We start from the raw sequence: 10,993 nt of genomic DNA on the forward strand, positions 1-10,993 counted from the left end.
AGCCGTATCGGATTCGCGTTCGGACCTTCTGGGAGTCTGTGAACAGCGGCGATAGCGTCTCGCCGGCGAGACGGGCGCAGGGGGGCGATGCTTTCCCGACGAAACGAGGCAGCAGATATATGACGTATGCTCACCGGCCGCCGGACGCATGGGACGAACCGTGTCCGGTTTCACCCCTTCTCTCCCAGTCCTCTTGGGGGCGCAGGCTCTTTCCGGGGCGACAGCCGCGTTTCTCGTCCGATGCGGTCGGGGATATCGGGCCGCCGTACGCCGAGAACACCGCGCCGAATTACTCGCGTCATATGGGCGACGGCGTGCAGCCGCCGGACGTCACGCGCACCATGCTCTGGCTCCTGCTGAGCCGCACTCCCCCGCGCCCGGCCTCGCCGGACGCCGAACTGCGCACGGCGCTCGCCGCGCAGTGGAACAAGGACTTCACGCCTGTCGTGCCGCTGGACCGCGGCCAGGGCGCCGGCGGCGCCGCCCAGGAGCCGCTCGCGCAGGCCGTCCGCGCGGCGGCGGGCCACGGCTGGGCGTGGTGGCGGGAAGGGCCCGGCGCCTGGCGGCCCGAGCCGGCCGCCGAGGTGCTGCGCCGTCTGGACCTTTCCCCGGTGCGGCTGGACGTCCGGCCGCGGACGGACGGCGCGGACGACCTCCCGGCGCTCGCGCACGCGTTGCACCACCATGTGCGCCTGCGGACGCTTCTGCGCGCGGGCGCCGCCGGCACGCAGCGGCTCTCGGCCCTGCTCGCCGGCGGCGCCGAGCACGGGCCCGGCGGCAGCCCAGGCGCCGGCCCGGGCTCGGGCTCCGGATCCACATCCAGCGCCGGAGCTGGCGCCACTTCCGGCTCCGGCGAGCAGCGGCTGGCGCAGCCGTATGTGCTGCGCCGGGCCTGGCAGCTGATCTTCACCTCGGTCGACCAGCTCATCGCCCAAGGCGGCGAGTTGGCGCACTGGACGGTGCACTGCGGCCGGCCGCCGACGGGCTGCGCGGCACGGCAGCTGCTGTGTCTGCATCGCGCGGCCTTTCTCGCCGAGCGGCAGCAGGCGCTCGTGCTCGACCCCCGCCACAACGGCGGCCGGCTCCTGTTCCCCGCGGCCGGTCCGAGCGCGGGAGGCGGGTTCTCGGACGCCGTCGGCGCCGCGGCGGCCCACTTGGAGGCGATCAAGGCGCACCGTCACGCCTCGGAGCGCGAGCCCGACGCGCCGGAACGGACCGCCGAGGTGGCCGAGTCCCTGGAACGGGCCTGGCGGACCGTGGCCTCGCTCTTCCTGACGCTCGCCGAGCTGTCCCGGCAGACCGGGTCGGAGCCGGCCGCCGGTCTGTGGCGGCGGCTCGCCGACTCCCGTACGCCGCTCGACGCGGACCGGTCCGCCGACGACGTCGTGGCGGACACGGCGCGCTGGCTGGAGAGCGAGTTCCAGGCCGAGCCCGCGCCGCCCGGCTGACCGTCGCCCCGCTGTGGGACGCCGGACGGCTCCGGGGCACGAGCGCCCCGGAGCCGTCCGGCGTCAGCAGCTCTGGACGGCCCAGTTCCGCAGCCGCAGCTCCGCCGCGAGATCGCGCACCCGCTCGCGCACCACGAAGACCCGGACGCGGCCCGCCCGATGGTCCGTGGAGTGCTCGATGTCCACGTCCTCGATGTTGAACCCGGCGGCCGCCACATCGCCGAGGAGATGCGCCAGTTCGCCGGGGCTGTCCCCGACGGTCACCTCCACCGCCGAGAAGGCGCTCTGAGGCACTCCGTACTTCCCCGGGATCGCCGAGCGGCCGTCGACGCCCCTCTGCAGGGACTCCACCAGCCCGGCGCCGCCGGCGCGGCCGGTCTCCTCGTCGCATCCGGAGGCCAACTCGCGCAGGCCGTCGGCCGCTTCGCGCACGTCTGCGGCGAAGGCGTCCAGCACGGCCGCCACGGGACCCGCGTTGGCGGCGAGGACGTCGGCCCACAGCGCCGGGCTGCCCCCGGCGTCGCGGGTGACGTCCCGCAGCCCCTGTCCGGCCAGCCGCAGCGCGGACTCGTCCGCCTCCAGCAGCCGCGCCGCCGCGAGGCTGGAGATCAGATGAGGGGCGTGCGAGACCATGGCCAGCGCCCGGTCGTGGACCTCGGCGTCCAGCAGCACGGGCGTGGCGCCGCACAGCGCCACCAGCTCCAGGGCGCAGTTGAGGGCGAGCGTGCTGCTCGTCCGGCTCGGCACGAGGACCCAGGGACGCCCGTCGAACAGGTCCGCGCGGGCGGTGAGCGGCCCGGACCGCTCGCCGCCGGCCAGCGGGTGGCCGCCCACCACGGACGCGAGGTCGCATCCGAGCGCCTCGGTCTCCCGGCGGGGAAGGGACTTCACGCTGGCGACGTCGGTGTAGCAGCGGGCGAGGCCCTCTTTCTGCGACGCCGCGAGCACCGGGGCCACCTGGGTCGGCGGCACCGCGAGAACGGCGATGTCCACGACGTCCGGCGGCGGCCGCGTCGTGCCGGCGCCGAGCGCCTCCGCGGTGCGCGCCGCGACGGGGTCGACGTCGATCAGATGCGTGCCCACGCCGGCTGCCCGCAGGGCGAGTGCGATGGACGTGCCGATCAGGCCCGTTCCCACGATGGCCGCGGTGCGCATGGACTAGCCCCGCGGCACGAGGTCGTAGAAGCACATCCGCGGTCCCGCCGTGGCCCGCGTCAGGACGCGGCGGCACCTCAGCCGGGTCTGCTCGAAGATCGCGGCCCACTCCTTCCGGTCGACCGGGAACCCCTGGTCGGTCAGTACGTGCATGAGGAAGAAGTCCGAGTCGTTCTCGCGGTCGTCGTAGTACGGCTCGGGCTCGCCGATGAGCAGCATCTTCTCGCCGGTGAGGTATCCGGCGTACGCGTCGAGGATGTCCACGACCGCCTTGTCGCCGTCGCGGAAGTGCTCGTGCAGCACGCCTATCCCGCTGATGACCTCCGCTCCATGGCAGACCTCGGGCCAGGTGGAGGGGTCGAAGGCGTCGGCGACCACGAACTCCAGCCGGTCCTCGAGGCCGTGCTTCCGGGCGAGCTCGCGGGCCACCTCGACGGCCGCGGGAGCGATGTCCAGGCCCACCCCGGTGATCTCCGGGTCGCTCAGAGCGGCGTCCACGAGGAGCTGCCCCGCGCCGCAGCCGAGGTCCAGGATCCGCTTGGCGCCGCGGTCCCGCATCGCCTCCAGGATGATCGGCGTGTAGTACTTGGCGAACACGGTGCCGCAGTGCCGGCTGAGCGGGCCGTTGCTGCGGTGCACGTCCGCGCCGTACACCGCCGCTCCCGTCAGCAGATCGCCGGTGGCCTGGGTGACCGGGCCGTACGCCTCCACATAGAAGCCGAGGCGCGCCAGGGCGATCTCGGAGGTCAGCAGCTTCCCCTGGTGGGTGAGGAAGTACGAGCCCTGCCACTCCTCGAGCAGTCCGCGCACGACGAGGTAGCGCAGGATGTTCTCGCCGACGCGCTGGTTCATGCCGTCCAGGAGGCCGGTCCGGACGCTCCGCCTGCCGTCGCGCAGACGGGCGAGGACGCCCGTGTCGGCTATGGCGTGGATGACATGGCAGAGGTGCATGGCGCTGATGAGGTCGGGCATCGACGACGTCTGGAACTGCTGCCAGGTGTCGATCAGCGCCTCGTCGCGCAGCTCCAGGGTCTCGGTCCCGGCCGTCCCCGCTGCCTCAGTGACGATGTCCAAGGGTATTGCACTCCTCCGTCTTACCGAATGGGACACATTCCCCGTGCGGGATGTGGTGGTGCTGTCGGCGGGGAGCTCAGGCCGCGCTGTCGAGCACGGAAGAGATCCACTCCGTCAGGCTTTTGCTGCTTCGCCGCGCGGCCTGTTCCCAGCGCTTGACGCGCGCTTCCTCCAGCCGCAGGCTCAGGCTGACCTCCGGCCTCGCGGCGGGAGCGTCGTCCGGTGCGGTGCTGGCCCTGATCTGCCTGCGCAGCTCGGTCTTCGACCACTTCAGGCGGGCGGCGAAGTCCAGCCAGTGGTCCTGCTGGTCCTCGGGGAGGGACGCCACCTCCATATGGTGCTGGAACGTCAGATTCTCCCGCCTGCGCTGCGGAGCGAACTTCCGTGCCACCCAGGCGTAGTTCCGCAGAGTCTGGTAGTCGAGCAGCGTCTCTTTCATGGCTCGTTGATATCGGTCCCGGTATTTGCGCTGACCGAAGACGAGCCAGTCGCCTATCCACCAGGCCGATGAGTCCGACACCGCGAGAATCTGGTCCCCGATCCGGCACCAGGTCTCCAGTGCGAGGTCGTCCGGGAGCCGCAGCCGCGTGCGTTCCGTGGACGCCGACAGGTCGACGGCGAAGATTCCCGTGTGCTTTTGGTGCGGCGCCCCCGCGCTCTGCGCGCGGCGAGCGGCGATGGCCGACGTCTCGGTCAACACCTTGGTGTCCATCACAGAACCCCAAACGCTAGAAAGCCTCATTGAGCATGCCGAGAGGCTTTGAATTCACTTGACAGGGTCGATGAGATGAGCGTCCGTCAGGAACCGCTGACGGGCTCGGTCTTGGGCTGGGCCGGGCCCCATCCGGAGTCCGCGACGACCGCGGTCTGGCGGGCCTGCTCGAACGAGGCGACCGGAACGGCAATTCCGAGTGCGACGACGGCGACGGCCAGGACGGCGAAGTTCCTGATGAACGTATTCACAGCAATAGCCCCCATTTTCTGCGGAGTGGCTGATTCACTCCGTCGCCTCATGCTGTCCGCGGCGGGGGCCCGCGAGTAAGAAGGGAACTACTGCACGAATGTAAGCTGCATCATTGTGAACGATGCGCAACTATGTCCAGACCCAGACAATTGCGGCATAGTCCCGAACGTAGAACCGTGCGGGGCGGCGTTACAGCTCTACCGCAGAGCACTGACCGAGGGCAGCCTGCCGACGCAGGAGAGCCGGGCCTGCCTTTTCACCCTTCAACTGGTGAGCGAACGGTCCAGCGAGCCGGGCGTCGCCTATCCCGTCCCGCCGACCGCGGCCGCGGTGTCCGTACTGCGCCCGCTGCGGGAGCAGCTGGACGAGCACCGCAGGGCCGAGCGGTCTCTGCGGGCGGCGTTCTCGCAGTTCGACGCCGTCTACAACGAGGCCCGGCGGCAGGAGGAGCCGCCGTTCACCCTGCTGTTGGGCGGCACGGCCATCACCAACACGCTGGAGGCGGCCGTGGACGACTGCCGGGAGGAGCTGCTGACGGCCCAGCCCGGCGGCGGCCGTCCCGTGGAGCATCTGGTCGACGCCCTGGACCGCGATATGCGGCTGCTCTCGCGGGGAACGCGCCAGCGCACCATCTACCAGCACACGGTCCGCGCCCACCCGCCCACGCTCGCCTACATCGAGCAGGTCGTGGCCGCGGGCGCCGAAGTGTGCACCCTGGCCGAGGTGTTCGAGCGCGTCATCATCTGCGACCGGGAGGTCGCGTTCATCCCCGTCTCCGACGACCGCGGGGCGGCGGCGCTCGAGGTGCGGCATCCGGCGGTGGTCCGCTTTCTGACGCAGACCTTCGAGCGCGACTGGGCGCGCGCCATCGCGGTGGACGAGCAGAGCGCCGCGCACAAGCCGTCGGCGGTCATCTCCGACACCCAGCGCACGATCTTGCAGGCCATCGTCTCCGGGGAGACCGACGAGTCGATCGCCCGCCGGCTCGGCATGAGCCGCCGCAGCGTCGCGGTGCATGTGCGCAAGGTTTCCGAGCAGTTGGGCAGCCGCAGCCGCGGCCAGCTCGGCTATCTGATCGCGACCTCGGGGGTACTCGACGGCCATGTGGAGTGACCGTGCGGCGGGGCCGGGCGGCGCCACGCCGCTCGGCTACCGGCGCGCGCCGGCCGCCCGCAGGGTCAGGGCCGCGGCCAGCCCGAGCACCGCGATGGCCGCGCCCGACAGCCGCAGCGCCCCGACCGCGCCGAGCGCCGCCACCAGCGGTCCGCCGAGCGCGGTGCCCAGGGGCACCGACAGCACGCGGACCGCGGAGCTCGCGGCCAGCGCCTGCGGCAGCAGGGCGCTGGGCGCGGAGCGCTGGAAGAGCGTGGTCGACAAGGACGCGTACGGCGGCCACAGCAGCCCGGCGCATCCGAAGCAGACGACCGACACGGCGGTCGGCGCGCCGAGGCCCATCGGCAGCATGAGCGTCCCGAAGCCGATGACGATGCCCACCGTGGTGGGCCACAGCCGCATCCTGCTGAGGAAGCCGGTGAGCACCGATCCGACGACGGCGCCGATGCCGAAGGCCGTGTAGAACGCGGCCAGCACGCCGGCGGACGCGTCCAGGTCGTCCGACACGTGCAGGGGCAGCGCCACGTACACCGGGCCGAAGAGGAAGAAGAAGACGAAGCTCAGGGCCAGCAGCCCGGTCAGCGCGGGAGTGCGCCGGATGACGGCGAAGCCCGCCGACCGCGACGCCTGGTCCTCGTCGGGCTGCGGCACGCTGTCCTTGGGGACGGCGACGAGGAAGGTGAGCGCGAGCACCAGGAAGGTCGCGGCGTCCACGGCGAGCACCGTCGCCGGGCCCCCGAAGACGATGAGGAGGGTGGCGAGCGGCGGGCCCGCCACCGTGGCTATGGAGCCCACCCCGGAGAGCACGGCGTTGCCGGCCAGGTGATCGCGCTCCGGCAGGACGCGGGCGAGCATCGTGTAGACGCCGGCCTGGCCCCAGGAGTGCAGTACGGAGGAGAGCGCGAGGAGGGCGACGTACCCATGGATGCTGAGCGCGTCGAAGGCGTGGAACACGGGGATCGCGCCGAGGGCGCCGGCGCGTAACGCCGCGTCCCAGCCCGCCAGTCGAGCGGGCGGACGGTGGCGCAGCCACCGGCCGAGCAGCAGGGCGCCCGCCGCCCCGGACAGGGTGTACGCCGCCGCGGCCAGCGCGACCCACACGCCCCGGTCCGCGGCCGGCGCCAGCTCGATCGCCAGCCAGCTGACCGCGACCACCGCCATTCCGTCGCCGAGCGAGGAGACCGTGAATCCGGGAAGGATCCGCCGCAGCGTCGTGTGGCTCACCACCGGCCAGTACGGCGAAGAACGCATCACACGGCTCAGGGCCAGGACCACGGGTACCTCCATCACGTTGCGGAACGCACAGTGCCGACCCTTCCCCGGGACAGCCGGAACCAGGGCGTCTCTTCACTGTCGGCGGAACTGCGGATGCCGGGCCCGGGCGGGCCCGGCATCCGCCGGCCTCATACGGCGGGGCGCCGGATCACGGCCGCTCGCCGGGCAGATAGGTGAACTCGAATTCAAGGCCGTTGACGTCGAAGGCGTAGAAGCTCTCGACGCCGTCGCCGTCCACGACGATGTCCGTGGCCGCCTCTCGCCGGGCGAAGGAGTGCGCCCCTGACTCGTACACCGACGTCCACTTGGCGTGCCAGGAGCGCAGCTCCTCGGGCGTGCCCGCCTCGATGCAGATGTGCTGGTACTGGTTGCTGTCGGCCGGCGGGAGCACGCCGTGCTCGGGACCGCGGGTGAAGAGGTGGAAGCGCAGACCGCCGGCCACCACCTCGGCCAGTCCCGACAGGCCCGGAAGGCGCTCCATGCTCAGATCGGAGAAGGCGTTCAGGGTCCACTTCACCTCCGCGCCGAAGAACTCCCGGTACCAGGCGATGCTGGCGTCCAGGTCGCCGGTCTGCACGGCGATGTGGTGCAGGCTCAGCCGCGCCGGGTCGGCCCCTGTCGCCGAGGCCTCCAGAACGGCGGCGCCAGATGCGTCGGACATGTCGGTCTCCCTTGTCTGTGGTCGGACCTGTCTGTGGTCGGATCAGCGGCAGGCGGCGTACGTCTGACGGCCGCGGGGACTTGCGGCCGCGCGCAGCAGGCCGGCCTCCTCGTCCACCGCGACGGCGCAGACCTTGCCCAGCGAGTACTCGGCGGCCAGCTCCACGTCGTGCCCTCGGGAGCGCAGTTCCTCGACGACCTCCGGGTCGCAGTTGCGCTCGACGGCGAGCACCTTCGGCCGCGACTCGTGCGGGGTGAACGAGGCGGAGAAGTGGTCGGTGTGGAAGGCGAGCGTCTCCGTCGCGGCCTGGAGCCCGAGGCCGAAGTCCACGGAGGCCAGGAAGAACTCCAGGGTCCACTGGTCCTGGCGGTCGCCGCCGGGGGTGCCGAAGGCCATGAACGGCTTGCCGTCCTTGAGCACCAGCGTCGGGCTCAGGGTCGTCCGCGGACGACGGCCGGGGCCGACGGTGTTGGCGTGGCCCTCCTGGAGGGTCATGGTCTGGCCGCGTGTGCCGAGCGAGAGGCCGAGGCCCGGCACGACCGGCGAGCTCTTCAGCCAGCCCCCGCTGGGCACCGCGGCGACGAGGTTGCCGAAGCGGTCGGCGACGACGATCGTGCAGGTGTCGTTCCGGGCGGCGGTGGCCTTGACGACGGTGGGGAGCCCGTTGGCGAGCTGCGCCATCCAGCTGCCGTCCGCCACCGGCCAGTCCACGTCCGCCTGTTCGGGCACGAACGGCGTACGGCCGCCGGGCGAGCCCGGCCGCAGCGCGTCGGCTGCCTTGACGTCCACCAGGGCGCGGCGGGCCGCGGAGTACTCGCTGCTCAGCAGGGTGTCGAGCGGGACGTCGCTGTGGTCCGGGTCCCCGTACCAGGCCTCGCGGTCGGCGAAGGCGAGCTTGGCGCACTCGGTGACGGTGTGGATGTACTCCGCGCTGCCCAGGCCCATGCCCTTGAGGTCGAAGCCCTCCAGCAGCGCCAGCTGCTGGAGGAAGACCGGGCTCTGCGACCAGGGCCCGGGCTTGTGGACGGTGAGTCCGCGGTACTCGAGGCTGCTCGGGCTCTCGACCGTGGCCCGCCAGTCCGCCAAGTCCTGCCCGGTCAGCAGCCCCTTGTGGCGCCGGCCCGTGGCGTCCAGGACGGCGGTCGAGGAGACGAAGGCGTCGATCGCCTCCGCGACGAACCCCTGGTAGAAGGCCTTCTCGGCGGCGGCGATCTGCGCCTGCCGGCCGCCGGAGGCGGCGGCCGCCTCGCTCAGGAGCCGCTTGTAGGTCGCGGCGAGCGCGGGGGTGCGGAAGCGGGAGCCGGCCTTGGGGGGACGGCCGTTCGGCAGATAGACCCGCCCGGACTCGGTCCACTCCGTCGCGAACAGCGGCGCCAGCACCTCGATGGCGTCGGCGGCGCCGGGCAGCAGGGGGAAGCCGTTCTCGGCGTAGCCGATCGCGTAGTCGAGGACGTCGGCCAGCGGCAGGGTGCCGTGCTCGGCGAGCATCCGCATCCAGGCGCCGAAGGCCCCGGGCACCACGGCGGGCAGCAGACCCGAGCCCGGTATGTACTCAAGGCCCAGCGACTTGAAGTGGTCGGCGGTGGCGGCCTGCGGCATCGGCCCCTGTCCGCAGATCACCTGGACCGAGTCCGTGGCCGCGGAGTAGGAGACGATCGGCACGTCTCCGCCGAGGCCGTTGAAGTGCGGCTCCACCACCTGGAGGACGAATCCCGCGGCCGCGGCGGCGTCGAAGGCGTTCCCGCCCTTCTCGAGCACCGACATGGCGGCCGCCGACGGCAGCCAGTGTGTGGAGGAGACGGCTCCGAACGTGCCGCTCAGCTCCGGCCTGCCCGCGTTCACTTCACGCACCACCCTTTGCGTCGGCCGTGCTCATCGCGTCCACCAGGCTCTTGGGACGCATATCGGTCCAGTGGGACTCGATGTACTGGAGACAGTTCTGACGCATTCCTTCGTGGACGATGCTCCAGCCCTGGGGGACATCGGCGAAGGCGGGCCAGAGGGAATGCTGATTCTCATCGTTGGTGAGCACGAGATAACTGCCTTCCTCGTCCTCGAATGGGTTGCTCATCGTCACGCTCCATTGTTTTCCGCTCGTCTCGCCGGCGGGACACGACGCTACCCTGGCGCATGCCCGGAATCCGGCTGACAGTTGAGGAGATATCCGTGGGAGACACGTATCCGACCACGTTCGAGAAAACCTTTGCGGACCCCCGGATGCCTGCGGAGGATCGGGCGGCGCGCATGGCCGATCCCCTGTTCGGGACGGTGTTCACCGAGCACATGGCCACCGTCCGGTACATCGAGGGGAAGGGCTGGCACGACGCTCGGATCCAGCCCTTCGGCCCGATGGGGATGTCTCCCGCAACCGCCGCGCTGCATTACGGGCAGGAGATATTCGAGGGCCTCAAGGCCTATCGCACGCCGGACGGCCGCGCCCAGCTGTTCCGGCCCGAGGAGAATGCCCGCCGACTGCGGGAGTCGGCCGCGCGGCTCTCCATGCCGGAGGTCCCGGAGAGAGTCTTCCTCGACGCGATCGGCGAACTGATCGCGGTGGACCGGGAATGGCTGCCCGCCGGGCCGGGCACGAGTCTGTATCTGCGTCCCTTCCAGTTCGCCTCGGAGGAGTTCCTCGGGGTGCGTCCGGCCGTGGAGTATCTCTTCGGTGTGATCGCCTGCCCGGTCGGCGCGGCTTTCCCCGGCGGCGCGGCGCCGATCAGCGTCTGGGTGTCCACCGCGTACACCCGGGCCGCTCCCGGCGGCACCGGCGCGGCCAAGTGCGCGGGCAACTACGCCGCTTCGATGGCGGCGCAGACGCAGGCCCGCGAGGCGGGCTGCGACCAGGCGGTCTTCCTGGACGCCGTGGAGGGGCGCTGGGTGGAGGAGCTGGGCGGAATGAACCTGTTCTTCGTCTTCGACGACGGCGCCGTGCTCACCCCGCCGCTCAGCGGGACGATCCTGCCCGGCATCACGCGCGACTCGGTCGTCACGCTCGCCCGCGACGCCGGCCACCCGGTCCTCGAACAGCCCTACTCCCTCGCCCAGTGGCGCGCCGACGCCGCGGACGGACGGCTGCGCGAGGTCTTCGCCTGCGGCACCGCCGCTGTCGTCACCCCGGTCGGCACGGTGCGCTCGGCGGACGGGGAGTTCGCCGTCGGCGGGGGCGCGGCCGGTCCGGTGACCGAGAGGCTGCGCGCCACGCTCACCGGGATCCAGTACGGACGCGCGGCGGACCCGTACGGCTGGACCAGGCGGCTCGACGGCTAGCGCGGCGCCGCGGAGGCCGGGCCGTCGCACGCGTCG

At 71.9% G+C, this 10,993-nt stretch carries 11 protein-coding genes; 3 read left to right on the plus strand and 8 right to left on the minus strand.

Annotation, left to right across the window (positions count from 1 at the left end; genetic code table 11):
• Positions 1-302 precede the first annotated feature (302 nt).
• Positions 303-1,448: a hypothetical protein gene (locus AB0M39_RS10070; protein WP_365362193.1), complete on the plus strand. Its 1,146-nt coding sequence runs from the start codon at positions 303-305 to the stop codon at positions 1,446-1,448.
• Positions 1,449-1,511: 63 nt separating this feature from the next.
• Here the strand turns inward: AB0M39_RS10070 and AB0M39_RS10075 are convergent, their stop codons facing one another.
• The 4 genes from AB0M39_RS10075 to AB0M39_RS10090 form a co-directional block, all read right to left on the minus strand.
• Positions 1,512-2,603, minus strand: coding sequence for a prephenate dehydrogenase (locus AB0M39_RS10075; RefSeq protein ID WP_365362195.1), 1,092 nt, complete (start codon positions 2,601-2,603; stop codon positions 1,512-1,514).
• A 3-nt stretch (positions 2,604-2,606) separates the two neighbouring features.
• Positions 2,607-3,677, minus strand: a complete 1,071-nt coding sequence (locus AB0M39_RS10080) for a methyltransferase domain-containing protein (protein WP_365362197.1) — start codon at positions 3,675-3,677, stop codon at positions 2,607-2,609.
• Positions 3,678-3,753: 76 nt separating this feature from the next.
• Positions 3,754-4,389: an LmbU family transcriptional regulator gene (locus tag AB0M39_RS10085; protein ID WP_365362199.1), complete on the minus strand. Its 636-nt coding sequence runs from the start codon at positions 4,387-4,389 to the stop codon at positions 3,754-3,756.
• Positions 4,390-4,475: 86 nt separating this feature from the next.
• Positions 4,476-4,640 (minus strand): hypothetical protein, encoded by a 165-nt coding sequence (locus tag AB0M39_RS10090; RefSeq protein WP_365362201.1) that lies wholly within the window; start codon positions 4,638-4,640, stop codon positions 4,476-4,478.
• 271 nt (positions 4,641-4,911) lie between these two features.
• On the opposite strand from AB0M39_RS10090, the gene AB0M39_RS10095 reads away from it, so the two are divergent.
• A complete protein-coding gene (locus AB0M39_RS10095) occupies positions 4,912-5,754 on the plus strand; it encodes a LuxR C-terminal-related transcriptional regulator (protein ID WP_365362203.1) in 843 nt (280 codons plus the stop codon).
• A 36-nt stretch (positions 5,755-5,790) separates the two neighbouring features.
• Here AB0M39_RS10095 and AB0M39_RS10100 read toward each other — a convergent pair whose 3' ends face one another.
• From AB0M39_RS10100 to AB0M39_RS10115, 4 genes are all read right to left on the minus strand, one after another.
• A complete protein-coding gene (locus AB0M39_RS10100; RefSeq protein ID WP_365362211.1) occupies positions 5,791-7,041 on the minus strand; it encodes an MFS transporter in 1,251 nt (416 codons plus the stop codon).
• Between the two features lie 136 nt (positions 7,042-7,177).
• A complete protein-coding gene (locus AB0M39_RS10105) occupies positions 7,178-7,690 on the minus strand; it encodes a VOC family protein (protein ID WP_365362205.1) in 513 nt (170 codons plus the stop codon).
• Positions 7,691-7,732: 42 nt separating this feature from the next.
• The gene (locus AB0M39_RS10110; protein WP_365362213.1) at positions 7,733-9,532 is read right to left on the minus strand and encodes a gamma-glutamyltransferase family protein; all 1,800 of its coding nucleotides are present in this window, start codon (positions 9,530-9,532) and stop codon (positions 7,733-7,735) included.
• Position 9,533: 1 nt separating this feature from the next.
• Entirely contained in the window at positions 9,534-9,761 is a 228-nt protein-coding gene (locus AB0M39_RS10115) for an MbtH family protein (RefSeq protein ID WP_365362207.1), read from the minus strand.
• A 146-nt stretch (positions 9,762-9,907) separates the two neighbouring features.
• On the opposite strand from AB0M39_RS10115, the gene AB0M39_RS10120 reads away from it, so the two are divergent.
• Positions 9,908-10,957, plus strand: a complete 1,050-nt coding sequence (locus tag AB0M39_RS10120; RefSeq protein WP_365362209.1) for a branched-chain amino acid aminotransferase — start codon at positions 9,908-9,910, stop codon at positions 10,955-10,957.
• Positions 10,958-10,993 lie beyond the last annotated feature (36 nt).

This window comes from Streptomyces sp. NPDC051907 (assembly GCF_040681075.1).
Taxonomy (GTDB): domain Bacteria; phylum Actinomycetota; class Actinomycetes; order Streptomycetales; family Streptomycetaceae; genus Streptomyces.